Here is a 22,257-nt window from a genome sequence, read left to right as displayed (position 1 = left end):
TGACAATGACCTATGCCGCAAAAAATCTGACGACGGACGGACGGGAGCTGATCGCTTTCCGCGTCGGCGCTCAGGAATTCTGCGTGAACATCATGTCGGTGCGCGAGATCCGTGGCTGGACGCCCGCGACGCCGATGCCGCATGCGCCGTCCTACGTGCTGGGCGTGATCAACCTGCGTGGCGCCGTGCTGCCGATCGTCGATCTTTCGGCCCGGCTCGGCATGACGCCGGCCGATCCGACGGTCCGCCACGTCATCATCGTCGCGCAGGTGAAGAGCCAGGTCGTCGGCCTTCTGGTGGACGCGGTCTCCGACATCCTGACGATCACCGACGACAAGATCCAGCCGACGCCGGATGTCGTGTCGTCGGAGTTCGAGAAGAGCTTCGCCCGCGGCGTGCTCGCGATCGAAGGCCGGATGATCTGCTTGATCGAGCTGGAAGCCATCTTCCCACAGGAAGAAAGGGAAGCGGCATGAGAAACCAGGTCGCATTCGAACAGAAACTGTCGCCGGACGAGTGCCTGGCCAGCGGCGAGTACCCATTGACCCGTCGTGACCTCAACGAAATCGCCGCGATGATCTATGCGGATGCCGGCATCTATCTCAACGAGAGCAAGGCGTCGCTGGTCTATTCGCGGCTGTCGAAGCATATCCGCAATCTCGGGCTCAAGGGCTTCCGTGATTATTGCCAGCTGGTGGCCTCGCCCGCCGGCGCCGCCGCACGCCGCGATATGCTTTCGCATCTGACCACCAACTTCACGCGGTTCTTCCGCGAGAACCACCACTTCGAGCACCTGAAGACCGAGGTGTTGCCGGACCTCATCGCACGCGCCAAGGCCGGCGGTCGCGTGCGCATCTGGTCGGCCGCCTGCTCGGACGGGCAGGAGCCCTATTCGATCGCGTTGACGGTCCTGTCGATGCTGCCGAACGCGGCCGACTACGATTTCCGCATCCTCGCGACCGATATCGATCCGAAGATCCTGGCGCTCGCCCGCGCCGGCGCCTACGACGCGACGGCGCTCGAAACCGTCAACCCGGCGATGCGCAAGCAATGGTTCTCCGAGGTCAATGTTGGGGGCCGCTTCAAGTGGCAGATCGATGACCGCGTCAAGCGGCTGATCACTTTCAACGAGCTGAACCTGATGGCGCAGTGGCCGTTCAAAGGTCCGTTCGATGTGATCTTCTGCCGCAACGTCGTCATCTATTTCGACGAGCCGACGCAGATGAAGATCTGGTCGCGCTTCGCCGGCATGCTGAACACCGACGGGCATCTTTATATCGGCCACTCCGAGCGGGTGTCGGGTGACGCCAAGTCGCACTTCGACAACATCGGCATCACCACCTACCGCCACACCGGCAAGTTCCATGGAGGACGGGCATGACCGCTCCCGCTCGTGTTCTCGTCGTCGACGACTCGGCCACCATGCGTGGCCTGATCACCGCTGTCCTGAACGCCGACCCCGACGTGACCGTCGTCGGCCAGGCGGCCGATGCCATGGAAGCGCGTCAGGCGATCAAGCAGCTCGACCCTGACGTCGTCACGCTCGACATCGAAATGCCGAACATGAACGGCCTCGAATTCCTCGACAAGATCATGCGGCTCCGGCCAATGCCGGTCATCATGGTCTCGACGCTGACGCACAAGGGCGCGGAAGCGACGATCGCCGCGCTCGAAATCGGCGCCTTCGATTGCGTCGGCAAGCCGCATCCGGGCGACCCGCATCCCTTCGCCGGCCTCGTCGACAAGGTAAAGGCGGCCGCTCGTTCGCAGCGCAAGTTCATCATCACCGGCAACAAGATCGCGGGCTCGCCCGCTGCCGCCAATGCGAACACGGCTTCGGAATACCGGGCCGGCCGCAAGATCATCGCCATCGGTGCCTCGACCGGCGGCGTCGAGGCGTTGATCACGGTGTTGCAGAAGTTCCCTGCCAATTGCCCGCCGACCGTCATCACGCAGCATATGCCGCACACCTTCACCAGGAGCTTTGCCGAGCGGCTGAATCGCCTGTGCGCGCCGACGGTGCAGGAGGCGATGGATGGCGCGCGGCTCGAAATCGGCAAGGTTTACCTGGCGCCCGGCGGCGAGCGCCATCTGCAGGTCGCGAACGCGACGGCACCTTGCTGCCGCCTGGTCGATCGCGAACCGGTCAACGGACATCGTCCGTCGGTGGATGTGCTGTTCGATTCCGTAGCTGAACTTGCCGGCCGCAATGCGATCGGCGTCATTCTGACCGGCATGGGGCGCGATGGCGCCTCCGGTCTCCTGAAAATGCGGCATGCCGGAGCAAAGACCTTCGGACAAAACGAAAAGACATGTGTCGTCTACGGCATGCCGAGAGTCGCCTATGAATTGGGCGCCGTTGAAACCCAGCTTCCCCTCGGTTCGATCGGGGAGGAGGTCCTGAAAGCAGCGGCGCTCCGCAAGGAAGGAAGCGAATAATGTCCATCGCCGAAAAAATCAAAGTTCTGATCGTCGACGATCAGGTGACGAGCCGCCTGCTGCTGGGTGATGCCCTGCAGCAGCTCGGTTTCAAGCAGATCACCGCTGCCGGTGACGGGGAACAGGGCATGAAGATCATGGCCCAGAACCCGCATCATCTGGTGATCTCCGACTTCAACATGCCGAAGATGGACGGTCTTGGCCTCCTGCAGGCGGTCCGTTCCAACCCGACGACCAAGAAGGCTGCCTTCATCATCCTGACGGCCCAGGGCGACCGCGCACTGGTCCAGAAGGCGGCGGCCCTCGGTGCCAACAACGTACTCGCCAAACCCTTTACCATCGAAAAGATGAAGGCTGCGATCGAGGCGGTATTCGGGGCGCTCAAATGAACATGGAAGCCGCCGGCAAGCGCGTGCATGTCATCCAGGGCGAGTACAAGGTCTTCAACGATCCGAACATCGTACTGTCGACCATTCTCGGCTCCTGCGTGGCCGCATGCATGCGCGATCCCGTGGTCGGCGTCGGCGGCATGAACCATTTCCTGCTGCCTGGTTCCGCGACGTCGCCTGCTTCCGGCGGCGACGCCACGCGCTACGGGGTCCATCTCATGGAACTCCTGATCAACGGCCTGCTGAAGCAGGGCGCGCGCCGAGATCGTCTCGAAGCCAAGATCTTTGGCGGCGCCAAGACGATCGCGCGTTTCTCCAATGTCGGCGAACAGAATGCCGCATTCGCGCGGCAGTTCCTGCTCGACGAAGGCATCCGCATCGTTGGCGAGAGCACCGGCGGCGAGCACGGCCGCAAGCTCGAATATTGGCCGTCCAGCGGCCGGGCCCGGCAATATGCTCTGACCGGCGTCGAGACACAGCGCACCGTACAGATGGAGCAGCGCCCGATCGTCGCGCCGAAGCCGGCCGAAAGCTCGATCGAATTCTTCTGATCCCGCGAGGCAGGCGCCTCGCAGGCCGCAATTACGACCTTCTACCGAAGCCCCGAGCCACGTGAGACATACCAATGCAGACTGACTACCTGGGCCACATGCCGCACGTGGAAGAAGCACTCCCCGAAGTGCTGATGCGAATCGTCACCGAACTGCACGACGTCGCCTATCTGATCGAACGGATCGAACCGCAGCTTCTGGGTGACGAGGGCGTTGATGCGCTTGCCAACCCGGACAAGATGATGGTGCTCCAGGGCATCGACCTCGCCGTGCAGAAGACGCGCGGTCTCGCGGAATTCATCGACACCATAACGGCGTCGGTCCCCGATCACTGGCTGGTCGACGTGACCACCGCGGTCAGCCTCGTCAAGCTTGCCGATATGAAGAAGGCACTTGGCAACGGCATGTTGCGCCACGGCCACTCCCAGCCGCTGACCAAGGCAGCCGGCGATTTCGAGGCTTTCTGAGGCTCGCCGGGAGCCCTTCCGACGCTGCTTATGCACAATAACGCTTCAAAATCAGTTTCTTAACGGCGAGAGAGTCAGTGCTCCGGCAGGGCTGCCTGCCTCGGATATCCGTCGCCGTGGGCCCTTTTGAGCCCGGTGGACAACTTCGCCGGCGCCACCGATTGATCGGCCATCAGGCCGGATCAAGCCAAGTTCGCGCAAGTTTCGTTTCCTACGGTCCCGACCGGGGCTGGTAGATTCGTGCGCATTGGAAGTCGATACGAAGCATGTCGATACCCAGCAAACCCGAATGTTGGAACTGCGCAGGGCGCTCGGCCGATGACCGGCCCGAATGTCCTGCGATACTGGGTGCGGAAACAGAATGAGTCTGTTGGATCAACTCTCGACGGTTACGAAGAACCTGAGCAATCTCGGGCAGGGCAAGCTGATGGCGCTGGCGGCAGCCGGCGTTGTCGCGGTCGGCCTGGTGCTCGGGGCGGGCATTTACGTCAACAGGCCCTCGTTCGAAACCCTCTATGTCGGGCTCGAACGCAGTGATGTCACCCAGATCAGCATCGCGCTGGCCGAGGCCAATATCGACTTCAATGTCGGCGCCGATGGCGCCAGCCTCCAGGTTCCCGTCGGCATGACGAGCAAGGCCCGCCTGCTGCTCGCCGAGCGCGGCCTGCCGAGCAGTGCCAATGCCGGTTACGAACTCTTCGACAATGTCGGCTCGCTCGGTCTCACCTCCTTCATGCAGGAAGTGACCCGGGTGCGTGCCCTCGAAGGCGAAATCGGCCGCACGATCCAGCAGATTTCCGGCATCGCCGCCGCCCGCGTCCATATCGTGATGCCGGAGCGCGGCAGCTTCCGCAAGGCTGACCAGAACCCTACGGCCTCGGTCATGATTCGTGCCAGCGCAACCGTCGGCCGCAGCGCCGCCGCCTCGATCCGCCATCTCGTCGCCTCTTCCGTACCGGGGCTCGACGTCGATGACGTGACGGTGCTCGATTCGACGGGACAGTTGCTCGCCTCCGGTGACGACCCGGCCAACAGCGCTCTCAACCAGTCGCTCGGCGTTGTCCAGAACGTCCAGACCGAACTTGAGAAGAAGATCGACAATGCACTGGCGCCCTTCCTCGGAATGGACAATTTCCGTTCGAGCGTCACTGCGCGGCTGAACACCGATACGCAGCAGATCCAGGAAACGGTCTTCGATCCGGAATCGCGGGTCGAGCGCTCCACGCGTGTGACCAAGGAAGAGCAGAAGTCCAGCCAGCAACAGCCGGACAATGCCGCGACCGTCCAGCAGAACATTCCGCAGGCTGCTCCGAGCGGCGGCGCCGGTCCGAAGTCCAGCGACGAGGCCGAGAAGAAGGAAGAGCAGACCAACTACGAGATCAACAGCAAGACGATCGCCACCGTCAAGAACAGCTACACGATCGAACGTCTCTCCGTTGCGGTCGTCGTCAACCGGGGCCGCCTGGCCGCGATGGTTGGCGAGCCGGCCGATCAGGCGAAGATCGACGCCTATCTCCAGGACATGCAGAAGATCGTCGCGTCCGCCGCCGGCCTCGATACGAGCCGCGGCGACGTCGTAACCCTGACGGCCATGGACTTCGTCGAAACGCAGTTGCTCGACCAGGCCGTCGCCGGCCCCGGCGTAATGGAAACGCTGACCCGCAATCTCGGCGGCATCATCAATGCCCTCGCCTTTGTCGTGGTGGCCGCTCTGGTTGTCTGGGGCATGCGGCCGCTCGCCCGCCAGCTCGGGTTCGGCAGCACCGCCGGTCAGCTCGAAGGCGAAGCCGCCGGTCTCGAATTGCCCGACTTCTCTCCCGCCAATGCCGGTGCCGGCGGGGCGCTCATGGAGGGTTTCGGGTCGGACTTCGGCTTCGACAGCACCGACGACCTGCTCAACATGGGCGAGGACGGTGGCTTCAACCGACGCGTCAAGGAAGGGCCGGAAAGGCGCCTGGCCCGGATGGTCGAGATCAGCGAAGAACGTGCGGCGAAGATCCTGCGCAAATGGGCCCTCGACAAGGCCGCCTGATCCCGCCGCAGCCATGGCCGCAATCAAACACAAATCCCGCCCCCTGTGGCGGGATTTGTGTTTGTGGGGGCCACCACGGCATCCTTCGCGGCGGCGTTCATGTTCGGGTCAAATATTACGAGAGTCCGGACGCGTCCGTCGTCATCGCCGCAAAATTTGCTTCAAGTTTCGAAGCGGGGCCGCTGAGTCCCGTCGGATGCCGCGAATGGTAATATTTTAACGATATCTTAATTTATAGATTCGGCTCGCGCCCAGGGCGTGCATCGGCGGCGGTCATGTACTATACCGGATTCCGGCTATACATAGTCAAATCGAAATATAACTTTGTGGACATCATGCTTTGTTCTAACGAAATCACAATTTATATATCGGTAAAATGAGAAGAACCCGAAAATCTCCTGGTGCATTTCAGCAACAGCTCTGAAGACAAAGTATAATCTCTCGAGGTTCTAATTTTCGGACATCGGCAATAAACGCCTGTTTTCCGGGCAAAATGACGCCGGCAGTGCTGTCCGGAATTGCGGCGATCGCGGGGAAAAGCCAAGATTTCGAGCGGAAATACGTTTCCTATCAATGTGTTGTGCTTTGGCGCCGGCAAGGAACATAGCTGGCTCGAACGTGCGAGACGTGCTTGGCCCGAGCGCCGGATGTGAAGTAAATAGCCAGTCCAGGGCGGTGGTATTTTTCTCGTGTCCATGTACATTTTTAACAGTTGATTCGCGTCCTGATCTGCGACTGGTGGTAATAATCGGCTTCGGCCGGCTGTTGGCGGCGACAGTGCAAGTGCAGTTCCGGGATGTGAATCCGGTACGGGGGCTGAATTCATGGACATTTCGCAAGCAGACATCGCTGTCTGGCCTTTGCCGACGGTACCGACACGTGCGCGCGGCGGCGGGTTCTCGCGCGAGCAGCTTTTGCGAAGGCTGGGGGAAGTCGCCGGGCGGGGCGGTCTCGGCAGCGGTCTCTCGGCGTTGACGGAGTATGTCGGTGCGAGCCACTATCTTCTGGCGCGTTACGACATCTCGCAGGACAACGGGCTCGATTTCGTGGTCTGCTCCGATTGGCCCTTCGATGTCGTTCGACGCCTCTCCGGCATCGTCACGTCGCTCCACGCCAAGACGACCGAGCTGGAGAAATGTCTGGCGGTGCTGCAGCCGTGCTTCTACGCATTGCCTGATGATATCGAGCTGCCGCGCGGCATCAGCCGCGAATACTGCGCGATCACCTTCAATGTCGGACGCCTGCGCTTCTCGCTGATGCTGCTTGTGCCGGAAGATGTGATCCTGTCGCAGGAGAGCCTGCGCGATGTCACGCTGCTTGCAGGCTACCTCGCAAGCTTCACGACGCGCGCCGAGGTCCGGCACGATCGGGACTTCGAGTTGACCGAGCGCGAGCTCGAATGCCTCTTCTGGATCGCCGAGGGCAAGACCAGCGAAGAGATCGCGGTGATCCTCGGAATTTCGCGCAACACCATCAACAACTACATCACCAGCGTCATGCGCAAAACCGCGACCAGGACGCGATCGGAGGCGATCGCCTACGCGGTACGCAACAATCTTGTGTAAGGAACGGGCGCGAATGACGCATTTTCTCGGTGGTGGGCGGATTGACGACGACCACAAGCTCGCCAGACAGGGCAGCCGCGCCGCTCGCGCCGCAACCCTGGTCACGCGTCTTCAAGCCATGCAGAGGCAGATCAATGCCAAGCACTTCGCCGTGCTGCGCCTCAATGGCAAGGGCACGGCCCGAAAGCTGACCTGCGTCCTCGACAACTGGGGCATTTCGGCCGAAGCGAACGCGCATGATCTGATCACCGCCTATGGCGAGGAACTGGTTACCCATCTCGATCAGTCGCTGCTGCCGGTGCTCTGGAACGGGGCAGGGGAACACCAGGCGGCCGAGGTCTCGGAACTCGCGCCCTTTGCGTACCGCTTGAAAGCACGCAAGCTCGCCTATTCGGGCATCGCCTTTCCCGTGAGGCTCGGCGCCCAGGGCAATGGCTACGTGATTTTTGCTGGCAGCTACGTTGACGCCTCCACGGAGCAGGTGGTGGATCTCCACGGTCGCAGTTGCATGATCATGACCGACCTGCTGGCCGCCGACGAAAAGCGTATGGCGCCGGCCGAGACCCTGAGCGACCGCGAGATCGCCTGTCTGCAGATGGCAGGTGACGGCCATATCAGCGAAGAGATCGCCGAGCGCATGGGCCTCTCCGTTCATACGGTTAACGCCTATCTGGGGGCGGCGACCACCAAGCTCGACTCGGTCAACCGCATCCAGGCGATCGCCAAGGCCATTCGCCTTGGCTACATCAGCTAAGGGCGCTCGGCCGGATCGGGCGCCGCGCCTCCCACAAGAGCATTGAGCGCTGGCGCCCTCGGCAAACTGAGGGGGCTCTGGTGCGTTCTCTCAGCTTGCGAGCGGCAATTCGTAGGACTTGATGAATTTTGCGTCTGCCAGGCTTCGGGCCAGGAAGGCCGTGTTCTCGTCCGGGTCTGCCGACGGGTTCTGGAAGCTGATATGGCTGATTTCGATACCGGCCGTCTCGTTGCCGAGCGACAGGCGCGCATAGATGGTGACACCGCGGGGCTTGAGCTCCAGGTCGAGGACGATTTCCGGCTCGCAATCCCAGTCCAGATTGTAGTTGCCGCCGAGGCCGAAGTTGACCGTGCCGGGCAGAAAGTAAAGTTCTGCCGCCGATTCGACGAGATCGGCGAGGCTTGCGTAGGATTCAAAGCGCAGGAGTGCGATGAAATCGGCGGCGTCGATGAGCCGCAGTTCGGTCGCCACGGGGCGGATTGCTTCGGCGACGATCTGTTCCCGTTTCTCGGAGAATTCGCACTTTTTCATCGGAGTTATGTCATCCGTTTTGGTTGCGACGCATGCACCCTGTGAATGAGTTCGGCAACAGCCTTGTAAAACACGGGTGGAATCACACTATCGACCGAGACTTGTGCAAACATGGAGCGCGCAAGTGGCGGGTCCTCGAAGACGGGAACGCCATTTTTCTCTGCAATTTCACGGATTTTCAGGGCAACCAGATCCTGGCCCATCGCCACGACGACCGGCGCGTCGTTTTCCTCGCGGACATAGCGCAAGGCGACGGCGTAGTGGGTCGGGTTGGCGATGACCAGCGTCGCCCGCGGTACGGACGAGATCATCCGCTTGCGCGCCCGGTCACGCTGCATCGAGCGCAGGCGTGATTTGACGATCGGATCGCCCTGGGCCTGCTTCATTTCCTCCTTCACTTCCTGCTTGGTCATCATCAGTTCGGTGTACCAATGATGGCGCGACCAGAAGAGGTCGGCGATCGCCAGGACTGCGGTCGCAAACAGGATGACGATCATGATCTCGTTGAGATCGCTCGTCATCGTCGAAAATATCGTGACCGGATCGGAGAACATCAGGTCCAGCGTCGCGAAGTAGTCGTTCCACAGCACCAGCACGACGACGATGGAGACGATGATGATCTTGAACAGCGACTTGCCGAACTCGACCAGTCCCTGCACGCCGAAGATGCGCTTGAACCCGGCCATCGGTGAAATGCGATTGAGCTTCGGCTGGATGCGGTCCAGGACCGGCCGCGGCAGGTTCTGGAAGATCGAGGAACCGACGCCGAAGATGATGAGCAGCGCGAAGGCGGGGACGAGCAGCGCGGTCGATTTCCATGCGAGATGGGTGATGAGCGCCACCACGTCGGTCGAATTTTCCAGCCGCCAGGCTTCGGGCTGCTCGAAGATGTCCTTGAGGGCCTCCGCCATGGTGCTGACGCCGTCGGCGAGGAAAAAGACGAAGAAGATGTAGATCGCCAGCGTCGAGGCGAACATTGTCGCCTCGCGAGAGAAAGGCACATTGCCCTTCTCGGCGGCGTCGGAGATCTTCTTCTCGGACGGGGCCTCTGTTTTGCTGTCTTTATCCTGATCATCAGACATGAAGCAGGAAGGCTCCGGTTACACCAGCGCAGCGTCGTTCGCGTTTTCAATCAGCGCCGCGCGCCTGTTCAGACGCAAGACGCTCGCTGCAACACGTTAAGCTGCCGCATAATTATGCCCTCAATCGATTCCGATCTCGGGAGTCGTGCAGTAGTGAACCCGAAAGGCAGGGCAGACAAGCGTTGAGCCCCGGCATAGGCCGGGGCTCAACAGGAAATACCGTGGCGAAGGGGCGTCGGGCCGTCTGCACGCTGTGCGATCAGGCCGCTTGCGCGTCCTTTTCCTTGAGCTCGAGCTGGCCGCTGGCTGCCAGGCGAATGGCTTCCTGGGTGATCGAACGCCGTGCGATCGCGATGTCGCGCGGGTTGATGCCGGCATCGCCCATGGCGAGATCGGATTCGATCATGCGGCGCTGGCGTGCGCCGATCGAGGCGAGTACCGATTCGCGCAGTTCGGCCGTCGAACCGCGCAGCGCCATCGTGATGATGTCGGTCGACACGTCGTTGAAGAGCTGTACGCGGCTGCGCTGGGGCATGTAGAGCACGTCGTCGAACAGGAAGATCTTCGGGCGCACCTTGTTGGCGGAAGCGGTGCTGAGCGATTCGAGCGACGCGAGCAGGGTGTCCACCTGCGGCTTGTCGAGTTCGTTCATCACCTCGGCGATCTTGGCAGGGCCGGCCGAATTGCGTTCCGCTTCCATCTCGCCGATCATTTCCATGACGCGCTTCTCGATGATCGCGGCGGCCTTCGGGTTGACGTCCTTCATGTTGACGGCGCGCTTCAGGATGTCCGGGCGCTGTTCTTCGGAAAGCTGCAACAGCACCTTGGCGCCGAAGCCCGACGGCATCATCGACAGAACGTAAGCGATCGTCTGCGGATGCTCCTTGGCAAGCTGTACCGATACGGCGACCGGATCGCATTCCTGCAGGCGGTCCCAGATGCTGGCCTCGTAGGACTGGAACGTGGCGCGGCGGCCGAGCAGGCCGTCGACCTCGTCCGGGGTCAGGCCTTCTTCGAGGATGCTTTCGATCGCCTTGGCATTGTCCATCAGCCCGGCGCCCTCGGTGAAGAGGTCTTCGAACTCGTTGACGAGCGCTTCGAGCTCATGCGGCGGAATGGCGCGCAGCGACTGCGCCGCGGCGATGATCGACTGCAACTCGTTCTGGGTGAAGAACTTCAAGAGCTTGCTTGCGACGCCCTTGCCCATGGCAAGCAGGACGGCCGCTGCCTTGTCCGTCTGGCTCAGCGGCCTTGATAGCGCCTGAGCCTCGAAACTTTCGAAATCCATCATGGATTCATCCTTCGCCCGGTCATCGGGCTCTATGACTTCTTGCTGCCCTTGATCTCGATGAGCTTGACGCCGAAGCGCGTGTCGTCGCCTTCGAGAACGGTAATTTCACCGCGGCCGATCACCCGGCCGTTGACCATGATCTCGACTGGCTCGCCAATCCGGCGATCCAGCGCGATCGTTGCACCTTCGCTCAAGCCCATGAGGCCGGAAACCTGCATGCGGCTCGTGCCGAGCACGATCTGAACATCGATCGGGATATCCATGATCAGGTCGAGATTGGCCGTCATGCCGCTGCCGGGCGGCGTATCGATCGCGGCTGCGGCGCCATCAAAGGACGTCGCGCCGAAATCCGTGCCGCCGAAGTCGCCCGATACGGAATCGCCGCCGAAGTCGCTGGAGCCGAAGTCGCCGCCGAAGGCGTCGAGGCCGCCGGCCGGTGCGCCGAATTCGCTGCCGAAGTCGGTCGCTACGCCAGCGGGTTCGCTACCGAAATCCGAGCCGAAGGCTGCCGGCGCATCCGAATCCTGCTTGAGGACACCGCGCAGGTCATTGATCGCCTGGTCGAGTTCCATGTCTCCGACCGCGACGTCTGCCTCGTTGATGGGTGCTTTCTTGGGTGCCATGTGAGAACTATTCCAGTTGAAGCTTGCCTCAGGCATGCTGCGAGCGCGCGGCAGGCCGATTTAACTCATGATGTGGCGAAGGATGTCCTGTTCCGAGCCGTGGGTATCCTTGACCCTGACCGTGTATTTCGATCCCGACCGTCCGAATTCGCAGACATAGAGGTCACGGCCGTTGGCGTTGACGTCGACGCGAACGTCCTGGGCGTCGTGGAAGGGAATGACGTCACCCGCCTGCAGCCGGCTGATCGTTTCGAGCGTCAGGCTTTCGAGCCGGATCCGCGCCTCGATCGTGACGGCGGAGCGGCGCACCTGTTCCTCGAGCTGCTCGGTCCATTCGGCCTTCGCCCTGCGTTGCTGGCCGCTGCCCTTCGGGAAGACGATGGTGGTCTTCAGCAGCACGCTCTGCGGGACGATGACGGAGAAGGTTGACATGACCGGGCCGAAGCCGATCGTCATGTCGATGGCGCCCGCATGGATGTCCTCGATCATCGGATCGGGCTTGGGACGCGAAGCGCTGTTGAGCGGGCGTTCGACGATCGGTTCGAAACCACCCGGCGCATTGACGGCGGTGCGCAGCACGTCGGCGATCTTTTCGAAAAGCGGCACGGCGACGTCGATCTCGATCTGAGAAAGCGCGCGCGGCTGCGGCTCCTCGATCCCGGCCGGCTCGGCGCCGAGCAGCGCCTCGACGAGGGTGATGATGATCGGGCTGTCGCAGCCGATCTGGAAATCCGCGCACCAGTTGCGCAAGGAGACGTCACTGATCACGACGCCGGTGCCGAGGCCGGCGATCAATTCCTGCCGGAGCCCCGTCCGGAAGCCGGCATAGCCGATCGTGATGTCGAGGCCTGTTTCCGCCCGGCAGATGTCGGGAAGGAATTCGCCGAAGACCTGACCGAGTTCGAGCGCCAGCCGGCCGATCACCCGGTCGTCGCCGAGCGCGCCAGTCATGCGCGCCAGGAGCTTCCGGTCGAATGCGTGAACGTTGGAACTCATGGGATCAGGCCGCCTTGCTTTCGCTGCCACCGCCGGGGTTCATCATTTCCTGCTCGACCGCGTCGATCGACGGACGCTCATAGGCCGAGATGGTCTTGCGGCCGTATTCGAGAGCGACCTGCGGAACCGAGCCGTTCATGTAGGCAAGCAGCGTCTGCTTGACGATGACATAGAGCCGGTTCTGCTTCTCACGCACCGATTTGATGTTGGCGACCAGCGGCGCGACGATCGAATAGGACAGGAACACGCCGAGCAGCGTACCGACGAGTGCGGCGGCGATTTTGGCGCCGAGAACTTCCGGCGCCTCGCTGATCGCGCCCATCGCCTTGATGACGCCGAGAACCGCCGCGACGATACCGATGGCCGGGAATGCATCGCCCATCGTCGTCAGCGCGTGGTAGCACTTCATCTTGTCGTGGGTGATGGTCTGGATTTCCTCGTCCATCAGCGCTTCGATCTCGTGCGAACGGGCGTTGCCGATGATGATCAGGCGCACATAGTCGCAGATGAAGGCCGTCAGTTCCTTGTTCTTCAGAACCGTCGGCGCCGACTGGAAGATCGAGGATTCTTCCGGGTTGTCGATGTGGCTTTCGATCTCGTTGCGCGACTTGGTACGCAGGTCCCGCATCAGCGAATAGAGAACGCCGAGCGTGTCGAGATATTCGCGCTCCTTCGGCACCCTGTGGCGAAAGGCTTCGCCGAGCGCCTTGCCGGTATCCTTCACCACCTTCATCGAATTGGCCATGATGAAGCCGCCGACGCCGGCTCCGCCGATGATCAGCAGTTCGAAGGGCTGGTTGAGGACCTCCATGTGGCCGCCCATGGCCAGATAGCCGCCGAGAATACAGCCGAACGTCACAAGAAGCCCGATGATGATGTTCATTTTCGATACCTGTCGCGATCTTATTTTCCGCTAACGGGATACGGTTTCATCCTTGCGTGAGGCTGGCCGGTACGGGCGGCGGAGCCCGTCGCTGGAACAGGTTCGCGCAAGGCTATCCGGTCAGGAATTGCCAAGGCAGGGTGCATGCTCTGTCTCAGTCATTCCGGCAGGGGCGAACCGATCGTGACCACGACCTATACGAGCTACAAGCTGATAACGGCCGACTTGACGAGGTCGCTGGCCCGCGTTGCCGAGCAGCCGGATGTGGCGCGCGAGACGGAATACTACCTGTCGAAGATCGGTGACGTGAAAACGATCGACGATTTCTTTGCCGATACCAGGCTCTACAACTACGCCATGAAGGCCCACGGTCTCGAAGACATGGCCTATGCCAAGGCTTTCATGCGCAAGGTGCTGACCGAAGGCATCGACAATGACGACGCCTTCGCCAACAAGCTGACCGACAACCGCTACAAGCAGCTCGTCGAGTCGCTGAACTTTGCCGCCCAGGGTGCGGCCGCCACATCCTTCGATCGCGCGCAGAAGGGCGTTGCCGACAAATATGCCCGCCAGACGCTGGAGCAGAATGCCGGCGAGGAGAATGCCGGCGTACGGCTCGCCCTCTATTTTGCGCGCATGGCACCGACGATCAGCAGTGGCTATGCCATCATCGCCGACGAGGCGCTGGCCCAGGTGGTGCGCACCGCCCTGCAATTGCCTGACGAATTCGCCGCGACCGATGTGGATCGGCAGGCGGAGGCCTATGAAGAGGCGATCGATTTCAAGGATCTCCAGAACCCGAGCAAGGTGGCCGAGTTTCTCGACCGGTTCACGGCGCTCTGGGAAACCAAAAATTCAACGGACGGTTATGATCCGCTCGCAGTCTTCGGTTCTTCGAGCGGCTACGGCATCTCTTCCGATCTTCTCCTGTCCATCAACAGCCTGAAACTCGGGGGACGCTGAACGTGCAGACTGGTCTTTACGTCGCGATTTCGTCGCAGATGGCGCTCGAAAAGCGCCTCAACACGCTCGCCGACAACATCGCGAATGCCAGCACCGTCGGCTTCCGCGGCACCGAAGTTAAGTTCAACCAGATGCTCGGCGACACGAAGCCGACCAAGGTTGCCTATGTCAGCAAGGGCGAGGAGTTCCTGAACACCAGCAATGGCTCGCTGACGCGGACCGGCTCGGCGCTCGACTTCGCCGTCAAGGGCGACGCCTGGTTTCAGATCGAGACGCCTGCCGGCCCGGCGCTCACGCGCGACGGGCGCTTCACGCTGACCGACGCCGGAGAACTCGTGACGATCCGCGGCTATCCGGTGCTCGATGCCGGCGGCGCGCCGATCCAGCTCGACGGCAATAGCGGGCAAATCACGGTCGGTGCCGATGGCGCACTCCACCAGAACGGCGTCGCTGTTGCCTCGCTCGGCCTCTACCAGGCCGATTTCAGCAACGGCTTCGTGCGTCTCGACAACAGCGCCGTTCAACCGGCGATGCAGCCGGAGCCGGTGGTCGACCGCTTCGATGTCGGCGTGATGCAAGGCTTCGTCGAGGAGTCCAACGTCAATGCCGTCCAGGAAATGTCGCAGCTGATCATGGTCACGCGCGCCTTCGACAACATCACCGCCCTGTTGCGTGACAGCGAAGGATCGCTTGAGGAAGCGGTCAAGACGCTCGGCGGCAGTCGCTAATTCTGACGGGTATCGGCATGCAACGCGAAGGCCTGAAGACAAACGCGGGATCGACCTCTCTGGCAGCACTTGCCGGCCTCGTCGAGCGCTATGCAAAGCCCGAGTTCTCGATCGCACCCGGCGGTCACGTGCAGACGATCTCGCCCGGTCACTACACGGTGACCGGCCTGTCGCGGCATGTGCGGCTCGGTGATTTCGTCGCCCACAAGAGCGTCACCGGAACCCATCTCGGCGAAGTGGTGCGGGTCGAGCCGGAGCGAGTGGTCGTCTGCCCGATCGAGCCGGGCGATCCCATCGGTATCCACGACACCGTGATCCGCAAGGGGGCTTTCCGCGTCGCGCCGACCGATCAATGGTGCGGCCGCACCATCAATGCGCTCGGCGAGCCGATCGACGGTCTCGGGCCGTTGTTGCAAGGCGATGTGCGCCGCTCGATCGCGAACACGGCGCCGCCGTCGATGAGCCGCAAGCGGGTCGAGAAGGGCTTTCTCACCGGCGTTCGGGCGATCGACATCTTCTCCCCCCTCTGCCTCGGCCAGCGTCTCGGCATCTTCGCCGGTTCCGGCGTCGGCAAGTCGACGCTGCTCTCCATGCTGGCGCGCGCAGACGCCTTCGACAAGGTGGTGATCGCATTGGTCGGCGAGCGCGGCCGCGAAGTGCGCGAATTCATCGAGGACACGCTCGGCGACAATCTCGCAAAGTCGGTCGCGGTGGTGGCAACCAGCGATGAAAGCCCGATGCTGCGTAAGATGGCGCCGCTGACCGCCGTCACCATCGCCGAGCATTACCGCGACAATGGCGATAACGTGCTGCTGATCGTCGACAGCGTCACGCGTTTCGCCCATGCGATCCGCGAAGTGGCGACGGCTTCCGGCGAACCTCCGATCGCCCGCGGTTATCCGGCCTCCGTCTTCACGGAACTGCCGCGCCTGCTGGAGCGTGCCGGACCCGGCACCGAAGGCACGGGCACGATCACGGCGATCGTCTCCATCCTCGTCGACGGCGACAACCACAACGACCCGGTCGCCGACTCGACGCGCGGCATTCTCGACGGCCACATTGTGCTCGAGCGCAGCCTTGCGGAAGAGGGGCGTTATCCGCCGATCAATCCGCTTGCTTCCATCTCGCGTCTGGCGCGCAAGGCCTGGACGCCGGATCAGGAAAAGCTGGTGGCGCGTCTGAAGGCGCTGATCCATCGCTTCGAGGAAACCCGCGACCTTCGCCTGATAGGCGGTTACCGCCCCGGTGGCGATCCCGACCTAGACATGGCGATCAAGCAGGTGCCGGTCATCTATGACGTGCTGACGCAGGCCGCCGGTGAGCGCCCGGCGCAGGACGCTTTTGCCGATCTCGCCAATGCATTGAAGGCGGCGGCGATGGGCAATCAACCGGGCGCGAGAGCGAGGTGATGGCGGTGACTGATTACGATGCGGACGAAAAGGTGCATCAGCGCAAGCGAAGCAGCCGCATGCCGATGACCGACAAGTTCCTGGCCGCGACCGGCGTCGTGCTTGCCGCTTTTGCGACCTTCTTTCCCTGGTACGCCTTCTTCCACCAGGACAAGTTCACCATGCCGCCGCTCTGGCAGGGTTCCACCCGCGATCTGCCGGAGCGCGCCGCCCGCAACGTCGTCTCGGTCTCGCCGCTGGCGATGCCCGATGCCGACGGCGAGACGCTTGCCGCGATCGACCAGCTGACGACGGCGACCGTGCCGGGCATCGGTGCGGGTCCGGGTCCCGAGGGGACCGCAGCGGAAGAGGGGCTGTCCCAGCCCTTTCCCGGCAAGTCCGGTTTCAAGCTGATGCATGTCGCCAATGGCCGGGCACTGATCGAGGACGCGAGCGGCATGTACATCGTGCGCATCGGCTCGGCCCTGCCTGACAACACCCGGCTTGCCACGCTCGAGCAGCGCGACGGCCATTGGGTGATGATCACCTCGTCAGGCGAAGTCTACCAGGCCGACTGATTTAGCAGCACATCGTCAGAATGATGGTCGCGTATCTCCTCGGATGCGCGGCTTGCTGCCGTTCGCCCGGGGGATGCAAGCATCCCGGTCGCCGCCGCTTCCGACGAAAGTCCCACGCAAGATTACCGGCCTAGGTTCGCATCACCAAGCATGGAGCTTCTGATGCAAATTCAGCTTTTCGAACTCGCGTCCCGGCAGGCCCAGTGGCTGACCGTTCGCCAGAACGTGGTGGCGGGCAACATCGCCAATGCGAACACGCCGCACTACAAGGCGAAGGACGTCAAGCCGTTCGAAAGCGTGCTGCAGGATACCGGCATGCAGATGGCCGCGACCCACAAGGCGCATTTCACCGAAGGCCTCGAAGCCTCGCAGGTGGCGGAAGTCGGAATGGTCGACGGCGTGCAGATCCAGCAATCCGGCAACAGCGTCGCGATCGAGCAGGAAATGATGAAGACCGGCGAGATCAAGCGCGACTACGAGCTCAGCGCCGGGCTTGTGAAGGCGTTTCACCGCATGATGCTGATGACGGTACGGAAATAAGAACCATGGATCCATTGACCTCAGCCCTCAAGGTATCGGCCTCCGGTCTCCAGGCGGAATCGACCCGTCTGCGTATCGTCTCCGAGAACATCGCCAACGCCCGCTCGACCGGCGACACGCCGGGTTCGGACCCCTACCGTCGCAAGACCATCAGCTTCGCAGCCGAAGTGGATCGCGCAAGCGGCGCCTCGCTGGTCGAGATCGAACGGCAGGGCACGGACGATTCGGATTTCAACATCGAGTTCGATCCGGGCAATCCGGCCGCCAACGACAAGGGCATGGTCAAGATGCCGAACGTGAACATCCTGGTCGAGATGGCCGACATGCGCGAAGCCAACCGCGCCTATGAGGCCAACCTCCAGACCATCAAGCAGTCCCGTGATCTGATTTCACAGACAATCGACCTGTTGAGAGCCTCGCAATAATGATCGACGCAATCAAATCCCTCGGCGCGTTCTCGGTCACCAAAGAGACCGACGGCACCCGTGCCACTTCTTCCTCTTCGTCGATCTTCAGCATGCCGGCGGCCACGCCGGGCGTGCCGCAGGGGCAAAGCTTCGCCTCGGTCCTCGGGGATATGGCGACCGATACCATCAACGCGATGAAAAAGGCCGAGGGCGCATCGCTCGACGGCATTCGCGGTCAGGCAAACACCCGTGAAGTTGTCGATGCTGTCATGAATGCCGAGCAGTCGCTCCAGACCGCAATCGCCATCCGCGACAAGGTGGTCACCGCCTACCTCGAAATCGCGCGCATGCAGATCTGAAGGAACGAGACATGAAGGCCCTTTCCATCGCCGCCACCGGCATGAACGCCCAGCAGCTGAACCTCGAAGTGATCGCGAACAACATCGCGAACATCAACACGACCGGTTACAAGCGTGCGCGCGCCGAATTCTCCGATCTGCTTTATCAGACCGAGCGCGCCCAGGGCGTGCCGAACCGCTCCAACCAGGCAATCGTTCCGGAAGGCGCGATCATCGGTCTCGGCGTCCAGACGGCGGCCGTGCGCAACCTGCATATCCAGGGCAGCCTGGTCAACACGGGCAACGACTATGACCTGGCCCTGATGGGCCGCGGCTGGTTCCAGGTCGAGACGCCGGATGGCGAAACGGTCTATACGCGCTCGGGCGCGTTCAACAAGAATGCCCAGGGCCAGCTCGTGACCATCGACGGCTACACGGTCGTTCCCGGCATCACGGTTCCGCAGGACGCGACGGAAATCGCCTTCACCAGCTCCGGTCAGGTGATGGTGCGTATCGGCAACGATCCCGCAATGCAGGAAATCGGTCAGCTGACGATCGCCAACTTCGTCAACGAGGCCGGCCTCGAGCCGCAGGGCGACAACCTCTTCAAGCAGACCCCGGCTTCCGGCGACGCGATCGTCGGCACCCCGGCGGATCCGGGCTTCGCCCAGATCAAGCAGAAATACCTCGAAGCGTCCAACGTCGATCCGGTCAAGGAAATTACCGACCTGATCTCGGCGCAGCGCGCCTACGAGATGAACTCCAAGATCATTCAGGCGGCCGATGAAATGGCGGCCACGGTGAGCAAGAACCTCCGGTAACGAAAAGAGGGGCAAACATGATGTTTCGCCGATCCGCAGACATCAAGGTATCGAAAGGCGACAGCGCATCGATGGCGCTTCGTCTGGCGGCTGGCGCCTTGCTTGCGGCCGCTTTCCTGTTGCCTTCGGCGAGCCTTGCAGAACGGCTGACTGCAGTGATCCCTACGCGGACCATCTATCCGGGCGAAACGCTCGACCGCAGCCGCGTCGAAGTTGTCGACGTGACCAACCCCGATCTCGCGGACGGCTACGTCAGGACCCTCAGCGAAATCGAGGGCAAGGTTACCAAGCGCACGCTACTGCCGGGCCGGGTGATCCTCGCAAACGCGCTGCGTGAGCAATATGCCGTCGCGCGCGGTTCCACCGTGCGCCTCGTCTTCAGCAATGGCGGCCTGACCATCAGCGCTGCCGGATCGCCGCTCCAGGATGCCGCCGTCGGCGAACTGATCCGGGCGCGCAACATCGATACCGGCGTCATCGTTTCCGGAACGGTGATGGCCGACGGCACTGTCCATGTGGTGGCGAAATGAAAATGCTTGCCTGCAAATGGTTCCTGACGCTGGCCGTCGCGATCTCCGCGGCGCTGACGCCGGCTTTCGGCGCGTCCAGGATCAAGGACGTCGCCTCGCTCCAGGCGGGGCGAGACAACCAGCTCATCGGCTACGGCCTCGTCGTCGGCCTCCAGGGAACCGGCGACAGCCTGCGTTCCTCGCCGTTCACCGACCAGTCGATCCGCGCTATGCTGCAGAATCTCGGCATCTCCACCCAGGGCGGCGATTCCCGCACGCGCAACGTTGCTGCGGTGCTGGTGACGGCGACGCTGCCGCCATTCGCCAGTCCCGGCAGCCGCGTCGACGTGACCGTCGGCTCGCTCGGCGATTCCACCTCGCTTCGCGGCGGCACCCTGGTGATGACCTCGCTATCCGGCGCGGACGGCCAGATCTACGCGGTCGCACAGGGCTCCGTCGTCGTAACGGGCTTCGCCGCGCAGGGTGATGCTGCAACCCTCAACCAGGGGGTGACGACGGCCGGCCGCGTGCCCAACGGCGCGATCATCGAGCGCGAGCTGCCGTCCAAATTCAAGGATGGCTTCAACCTCGTTCTGCAACTGCGCAACCCGGACTTCTCGACGGCTGTCGGCATGGCGGCGGCGATCAACAAATATGCCGCCCAGCAATATGGCGGCCGCATTGCCGAGGCGCGCGATTCCCAGGCCGTGCTCGTCGAAAAGCCGAAGATGGCCGACCTCGCCCGGCTGATGGCCGATATCGAAAACATCGTGATCGAGACGGACGTCCCGGCCCGGGTCGTCATCAACGAACGCACCGGCACGATCGTGATCGGCCAGGACGTTCGCATCAACGAGGTGGCGGTGAGCTACGGCACCCTGACCGTCGAGGTCAGCGAGACGCCGACTGTGGTTCAGCCGCTGCCATTCGCGCGCGGACGGACGGAGGTGGAGCCGAACACCACCATCAACGCGCAGTCCGACGGCGGCACGGTGGCGATCCTCAACGGATCGAGCCTTCGCTCCCTCGTCGCCGGTCTCAACAACATCGGTGTCAAGCCGGACGGCATCATCGCCATCCTGCAAAGCATCAAAACGGCCGGGGCCCTTCAGGCGGAGCTAGTGCTGCAATGACGGCAAACATGAACCCAACTCTCGGCAAGGTCCGCAACCTGTTGCTTGCCGGCGCGGCCGCAGCCTCGATGCTGACAATGCCCGGCGCCTTCGCCCAGGACGTCACCGCGCCTCCGCCAGCCGACGCGACGCAGAACGAGATTCAGCAGTTCTGCACCAATATTGCCGATGCTGCCCGCGACCAGCGCTACGTGCTGCAGCGCAAGGACCTCGAGACCTTGCAGGCAAGCATCGACGAACGCATCGCGACGCTAGAGAAGCGGCGCGACGAATACGAGGACTGGCTGAAACGCCGCAATGATTTCCTGAAACAGGCCCAGCTCGGCCTTGTCGACATCTACAAGACGATGAAGCCGGATGCGGCTGCCGGCAAGCTGGAAATGGTCAATCCGGAGATTGCCGCGGCGATCGTTATGCAACTGCCGGCACGACAGTCGTCGCTGATCCTCAGCGAAATGACGGACGAAAAGGCGGCGACCCTTACCAACATCATCTCGAGCGCCAGCGATCCGAACACCTCGAAGGAACCATCATGAAAATGCGTCTAACGGCCGTGCTGACGGCGGGTCTCCTTGCCGGGTGTCAGAACCAGGCGCTCAACGAGATCGGACGGGCGCCTTCGATGAGCCCGATCGGTAGCGGTCTGCAATATTCCCAGACACCGCAGCTCGCGATGTATCCGAAGCAGCCGCGCCAGGTGGTGAACGGCTACTCGCTGTGGAACGATCAGCAGGCGGCCCTGTTCAAGGACGCGCGCGCGATCAATGTCGGCGACATCCTGACGGTCGACATCAAGATCAACGAAGGCGCGACCTTCGATAACAAGACGGATCGCAGCCGCAAGAACGCCAGCGGCTTCAATATCGGCGCCAACGGCAAGTCGCAGTCGAGCGACTTCGACTGGTCCGGCGAGCTGAAATATGGTTCGAACACAAAGACCGAGGGCGACGGCAAGACAGAGCGCTCGGAAAAGTTGAGGCTGCTCGTTGCGGCTGTCGTGACCGGAGTGCTCGAAAACGGCAACCTGCTGATCAGCGGTTCGCAGGAAGTGCGCGTCAACCATGAACTGCGCATCCTCAACGTTGCCGGCATCGTCCGGCCGCGCGATGTCGACGCCGACAACGTGATCTCCTATGACCGCATCGCCGAGGCGCGCATCTCCTATGGCGGCCGCGGCCGCCTGACTGAGGTGCAGCAGCCGCCCTACGGTCAGCAGTTCATGGATCTATTTTCGCCGATCTGATCGGCA

The 22,257-nt window shown here is 62.3% G+C and carries 27 protein-coding genes; 21 read left to right on the top strand and 6 right to left on the bottom strand.

Going from position 1 to position 22,257, the window contains the following annotated elements; translation table 11 throughout:
- Positions 1 to 5 precede the first annotated feature (5 nt).
- The 9 genes from ACQ5BM_RS15205 to visR all read left to right on the top strand — a co-directional run bounded on the left by ACQ5BM_RS15205 (position 6) and on the right by visR (position 8,197).
- Positions 6 to 476, top strand: coding sequence for a chemotaxis protein CheW (locus ACQ5BM_RS15205; RefSeq protein ID WP_429812593.1), 471 nt, complete (start codon positions 6 to 8; stop codon positions 474 to 476).
- Positions 473 to 1,381, top strand: a complete 909-nt coding sequence (gene cheR / locus ACQ5BM_RS15200; RefSeq protein WP_429812591.1) for a protein-glutamate O-methyltransferase CheR — start codon at positions 473 to 475, stop codon at positions 1,379 to 1,381. The genes ACQ5BM_RS15205 and cheR overlap by 4 nt, the downstream gene beginning before the upstream one ends.
- Positions 1,378 to 2,439 carry a protein-glutamate methylesterase/protein-glutamine glutaminase gene (locus ACQ5BM_RS15195; RefSeq protein ID WP_429812588.1) on the top strand — a complete coding sequence of 354 codons (1,062 nt, stop codon included), beginning with the start codon at positions 1,378 to 1,380 and terminating at the stop codon, positions 2,437 to 2,439. The genes cheR and ACQ5BM_RS15195 overlap by 4 nt, the downstream gene beginning before the upstream one ends.
- Positions 2,439 to 2,828, top strand: a complete 390-nt coding sequence (locus ACQ5BM_RS15190) for a response regulator (RefSeq protein ID WP_034851752.1) — start codon at positions 2,439 to 2,441, stop codon at positions 2,826 to 2,828. Before ACQ5BM_RS15195 ends, ACQ5BM_RS15190 begins: the two co-directional genes overlap by 1 nt.
- Positions 2,825 to 3,379: a chemoreceptor glutamine deamidase CheD gene (cheD, locus tag ACQ5BM_RS15185; protein ID WP_429812585.1), complete on the top strand. Its 555-nt coding sequence runs from the start codon at positions 2,825 to 2,827 to the stop codon at positions 3,377 to 3,379. Before ACQ5BM_RS15190 ends, cheD begins: the two co-directional genes overlap by 4 nt.
- A gap of 74 nt (positions 3,380 to 3,453) precedes the next feature.
- Positions 3,454 to 3,846: a chemotaxis protein CheT gene (gene cheT, locus ACQ5BM_RS15180; protein WP_429812582.1), complete on the top strand. Its 393-nt coding sequence runs from the start codon at positions 3,454 to 3,456 to the stop codon at positions 3,844 to 3,846.
- Positions 3,847 to 4,207: 361 nt separating this feature from the next.
- Positions 4,208 to 5,878: a flagellar basal-body MS-ring/collar protein FliF gene (gene fliF, locus ACQ5BM_RS15175; RefSeq protein WP_429812580.1), complete on the top strand. Its 1,671-nt coding sequence runs from the start codon at positions 4,208 to 4,210 to the stop codon at positions 5,876 to 5,878.
- A gap of 824 nt (positions 5,879 to 6,702) precedes the next feature.
- Positions 6,703 to 7,443: a transcriptional regulator VisN gene (gene visN / locus ACQ5BM_RS15170; RefSeq protein ID WP_429812578.1), complete on the top strand. Its 741-nt coding sequence runs from the start codon at positions 6,703 to 6,705 to the stop codon at positions 7,441 to 7,443.
- A gap of 13 nt (positions 7,444 to 7,456) precedes the next feature.
- Positions 7,457 to 8,197 carry a transcriptional regulator VisR gene (gene visR / locus ACQ5BM_RS15165; RefSeq protein WP_429812576.1) on the top strand — a complete coding sequence of 247 codons (741 nt, stop codon included), beginning with the start codon at positions 7,457 to 7,459 and terminating at the stop codon, positions 8,195 to 8,197.
- 90 nt (positions 8,198 to 8,287) lie between these two features.
- On the opposite strand, the gene ACQ5BM_RS15160 is transcribed toward visR, so the two are convergent.
- The 6 genes from ACQ5BM_RS15160 to motA all read right to left on the bottom strand — a co-directional run bounded on the left by ACQ5BM_RS15160 (position 8,288) and on the right by motA (position 13,603).
- Complete coding sequence (locus tag ACQ5BM_RS15160; RefSeq protein ID WP_173515587.1) at positions 8,288 to 8,728, bottom strand: hypothetical protein; 441 nt, start codon at positions 8,726 to 8,728, stop codon at positions 8,288 to 8,290.
- Positions 8,729 to 8,733: 5 nt separating this feature from the next.
- Positions 8,734 to 9,810 (bottom strand): flagellar biosynthesis protein FlhB, encoded by a 1,077-nt coding sequence (gene flhB, locus ACQ5BM_RS15155; RefSeq protein ID WP_429812574.1) that lies wholly within the window; start codon positions 9,808 to 9,810, stop codon positions 8,734 to 8,736.
- 259 nt (positions 9,811 to 10,069) lie between these two features.
- Positions 10,070 to 11,101 (bottom strand): flagellar motor switch protein FliG, encoded by a 1,032-nt coding sequence (gene fliG, locus ACQ5BM_RS15150; RefSeq protein ID WP_429812571.1) that lies wholly within the window; start codon positions 11,099 to 11,101, stop codon positions 10,070 to 10,072.
- Positions 11,102 to 11,130: 29 nt separating this feature from the next.
- A complete protein-coding gene (gene fliN / locus ACQ5BM_RS15145; protein WP_429812568.1) occupies positions 11,131 to 11,724 on the bottom strand; it encodes a flagellar motor switch protein FliN in 594 nt (197 codons plus the stop codon).
- 60 nt (positions 11,725 to 11,784) lie between these two features.
- Positions 11,785 to 12,720, bottom strand: coding sequence for a FliM/FliN family flagellar motor switch protein (locus ACQ5BM_RS15140; protein ID WP_429812565.1), 936 nt, complete (start codon positions 12,718 to 12,720; stop codon positions 11,785 to 11,787).
- A 4-nt stretch (positions 12,721 to 12,724) separates the two neighbouring features.
- Positions 12,725 to 13,603 carry a flagellar motor stator protein MotA gene (gene motA, locus ACQ5BM_RS15135; protein ID WP_429812562.1) on the bottom strand — a complete coding sequence of 293 codons (879 nt, stop codon included), beginning with the start codon at positions 13,601 to 13,603 and terminating at the stop codon, positions 12,725 to 12,727.
- Between the two features lie 183 nt (positions 13,604 to 13,786).
- Between motA and ACQ5BM_RS15130 the strand changes: the two genes are divergently transcribed.
- The 12 genes from ACQ5BM_RS15130 to flgH all read left to right on the top strand — a co-directional run bounded on the left by ACQ5BM_RS15130 (position 13,787) and on the right by flgH (position 22,251).
- Entirely contained in the window at positions 13,787 to 14,566 is a 780-nt protein-coding gene (locus tag ACQ5BM_RS15130; protein WP_429812901.1) for a DUF1217 domain-containing protein, read from the top strand.
- 2 nt (positions 14,567 to 14,568) lie between these two features.
- On the top strand, positions 14,569 to 15,294 hold the full coding sequence (gene flgF / locus ACQ5BM_RS15125) for a flagellar basal-body rod protein FlgF (RefSeq protein ID WP_429812560.1): 726 nt from the start codon (positions 14,569 to 14,571) through the stop codon (positions 15,292 to 15,294).
- 17 nt (positions 15,295 to 15,311) lie between these two features.
- Complete coding sequence (fliI, locus tag ACQ5BM_RS15120; protein WP_429812557.1) at positions 15,312 to 16,703, top strand: flagellar protein export ATPase FliI; 1,392 nt, start codon at positions 15,312 to 15,314, stop codon at positions 16,701 to 16,703.
- Positions 16,703 to 17,260 (top strand): flagellar protein, encoded by a 558-nt coding sequence (locus ACQ5BM_RS15115; protein WP_429812555.1) that lies wholly within the window; start codon positions 16,703 to 16,705, stop codon positions 17,258 to 17,260. Before fliI ends, ACQ5BM_RS15115 begins: the two co-directional genes overlap by 1 nt.
- A 159-nt stretch (positions 17,261 to 17,419) precedes the next feature.
- Complete coding sequence (gene flgB, locus ACQ5BM_RS15110) at positions 17,420 to 17,800, top strand: flagellar basal body rod protein FlgB (protein WP_429812898.1); 381 nt, start codon at positions 17,420 to 17,422, stop codon at positions 17,798 to 17,800.
- A gap of 5 nt (positions 17,801 to 17,805) precedes the next feature.
- Positions 17,806 to 18,225: a flagellar basal body rod protein FlgC gene (flgC, locus tag ACQ5BM_RS15105; RefSeq protein ID WP_429812552.1), complete on the top strand. Its 420-nt coding sequence runs from the start codon at positions 17,806 to 17,808 to the stop codon at positions 18,223 to 18,225.
- Positions 18,225 to 18,566, top strand: a complete 342-nt coding sequence (locus ACQ5BM_RS15100) for a flagellar hook-basal body complex protein FliE (protein ID WP_429812549.1) — start codon at positions 18,225 to 18,227, stop codon at positions 18,564 to 18,566. The genes flgC and ACQ5BM_RS15100 overlap by 1 nt, the downstream gene beginning before the upstream one ends.
- 11 nt (positions 18,567 to 18,577) lie before the next feature.
- Entirely contained in the window at positions 18,578 to 19,366 is a 789-nt protein-coding gene (flgG, locus tag ACQ5BM_RS15095; RefSeq protein WP_429812546.1) for a flagellar basal-body rod protein FlgG, read from the top strand.
- 71 nt (positions 19,367 to 19,437) lie between these two features.
- On the top strand, positions 19,438 to 19,896 hold the full coding sequence (flgA, locus tag ACQ5BM_RS15090) for a flagellar basal body P-ring formation chaperone FlgA (RefSeq protein WP_429812896.1): 459 nt from the start codon (positions 19,438 to 19,440) through the stop codon (positions 19,894 to 19,896).
- Positions 19,893 to 21,008 carry a flagellar basal body P-ring protein FlgI gene (locus tag ACQ5BM_RS15085; RefSeq protein ID WP_429812543.1) on the top strand — a complete coding sequence of 372 codons (1,116 nt, stop codon included), beginning with the start codon at positions 19,893 to 19,895 and terminating at the stop codon, positions 21,006 to 21,008. The genes flgA and ACQ5BM_RS15085 overlap by 4 nt, the downstream gene beginning before the upstream one ends.
- 8 nt (positions 21,009 to 21,016) lie before the next feature.
- Positions 21,017 to 21,544 (top strand): MotE family protein, encoded by a 528-nt coding sequence (locus ACQ5BM_RS15080; RefSeq protein WP_429812540.1) that lies wholly within the window; start codon positions 21,017 to 21,019, stop codon positions 21,542 to 21,544.
- Positions 21,541 to 22,251 carry a flagellar basal body L-ring protein FlgH gene (flgH, locus tag ACQ5BM_RS15075; RefSeq protein ID WP_429812537.1) on the top strand — a complete coding sequence of 237 codons (711 nt, stop codon included), beginning with the start codon at positions 21,541 to 21,543 and terminating at the stop codon, positions 22,249 to 22,251. Before ACQ5BM_RS15080 ends, flgH begins: the two co-directional genes overlap by 4 nt.
- Positions 22,252 to 22,257: the final 6 nt, after the last annotated feature.

The organism is Ensifer sp. B1-9, from assembly GCF_050474445.1.
GTDB lineage: Bacteria > Pseudomonadota > Alphaproteobacteria > Rhizobiales > Rhizobiaceae > Ensifer.
This window is presented reverse-complemented; position numbering and strand designations above follow the sequence as displayed.

Excerpts from the sequence above, each read along its gene's own strand:
- ACQ5BM_RS15195 (WP_429812588.1), top strand. The coding sequence starts at position 1,378 with ATGACCGCTCCCGCTCGTGTTCTCGTCGTCGACGACTCGGCCACCATG.
- flhB (WP_429812574.1), bottom strand. The coding sequence starts at position 9,810 with ATGTCTGATGATCAGGATAAAGACAGCAAAACAGAGGCCCCGTCCGAG.
- ACQ5BM_RS15085 (WP_429812543.1), top strand. The coding sequence starts at position 19,893 with ATGAAAATGCTTGCCTGCAAATGGTTCCTGACGCTGGCCGTCGCGATC.
- cheD (WP_429812585.1), top strand. The coding sequence starts at position 2,825 with ATGAACATGGAAGCCGCCGGCAAGCGCGTGCATGTCATCCAGGGCGAG.
- flgC (WP_429812552.1), top strand. The coding sequence starts at position 17,806 with ATGGATCCATTGACCTCAGCCCTCAAGGTATCGGCCTCCGGTCTCCAG.
- cheT (WP_429812582.1), top strand. The coding sequence starts at position 3,454 with ATGCAGACTGACTACCTGGGCCACATGCCGCACGTGGAAGAAGCACTC.
- ACQ5BM_RS15100 (WP_429812549.1), top strand. The coding sequence starts at position 18,225 with ATGATCGACGCAATCAAATCCCTCGGCGCGTTCTCGGTCACCAAAGAG.
- fliI (WP_429812557.1), top strand. The coding sequence starts at position 15,312 with ATGCAACGCGAAGGCCTGAAGACAAACGCGGGATCGACCTCTCTGGCA.
- flgH (WP_429812537.1), top strand. The coding sequence starts at position 21,541 with ATGAAAATGCGTCTAACGGCCGTGCTGACGGCGGGTCTCCTTGCCGGG.
- fliN (WP_429812568.1), bottom strand. The coding sequence starts at position 11,724 with ATGGCACCCAAGAAAGCACCCATCAACGAGGCAGACGTCGCGGTCGGA.
- fliF (WP_429812580.1), top strand. The coding sequence starts at position 4,208 with ATGAGTCTGTTGGATCAACTCTCGACGGTTACGAAGAACCTGAGCAAT.
- ACQ5BM_RS15190 (WP_034851752.1), top strand. The coding sequence starts at position 2,439 with ATGTCCATCGCCGAAAAAATCAAAGTTCTGATCGTCGACGATCAGGTG.
- fliG (WP_429812571.1), bottom strand. The coding sequence starts at position 11,101 with ATGATGGATTTCGAAAGTTTCGAGGCTCAGGCGCTATCAAGGCCGCTG.
- ACQ5BM_RS15080 (WP_429812540.1), top strand. The coding sequence starts at position 21,017 with ATGAACCCAACTCTCGGCAAGGTCCGCAACCTGTTGCTTGCCGGCGCG.
- ACQ5BM_RS15205 (WP_429812593.1), top strand. The coding sequence starts at position 6 with ATGACCTATGCCGCAAAAAATCTGACGACGGACGGACGGGAGCTGATC.
- flgA (WP_429812896.1), top strand. The coding sequence starts at position 19,438 with ATGGCGCTTCGTCTGGCGGCTGGCGCCTTGCTTGCGGCCGCTTTCCTG.
- ACQ5BM_RS15115 (WP_429812555.1), top strand. The coding sequence starts at position 16,703 with ATGGCGGTGACTGATTACGATGCGGACGAAAAGGTGCATCAGCGCAAG.
- ACQ5BM_RS15160 (WP_173515587.1), bottom strand. The coding sequence starts at position 8,728 with ATGAAAAAGTGCGAATTCTCCGAGAAACGGGAACAGATCGTCGCCGAA.
- motA (WP_429812562.1), bottom strand. The coding sequence starts at position 13,603 with ATGAACATCATCATCGGGCTTCTTGTGACGTTCGGCTGTATTCTCGGC.
- flgG (WP_429812546.1), top strand. The coding sequence starts at position 18,578 with ATGAAGGCCCTTTCCATCGCCGCCACCGGCATGAACGCCCAGCAGCTG.
- cheR (WP_429812591.1), top strand. The coding sequence starts at position 473 with ATGAGAAACCAGGTCGCATTCGAACAGAAACTGTCGCCGGACGAGTGC.
- visN (WP_429812578.1), top strand. The coding sequence starts at position 6,703 with ATGGACATTTCGCAAGCAGACATCGCTGTCTGGCCTTTGCCGACGGTA.
- visR (WP_429812576.1), top strand. The coding sequence starts at position 7,457 with ATGACGCATTTTCTCGGTGGTGGGCGGATTGACGACGACCACAAGCTC.
- ACQ5BM_RS15140 (WP_429812565.1), bottom strand. The coding sequence starts at position 12,720 with ATGAGTTCCAACGTTCACGCATTCGACCGGAAGCTCCTGGCGCGCATG.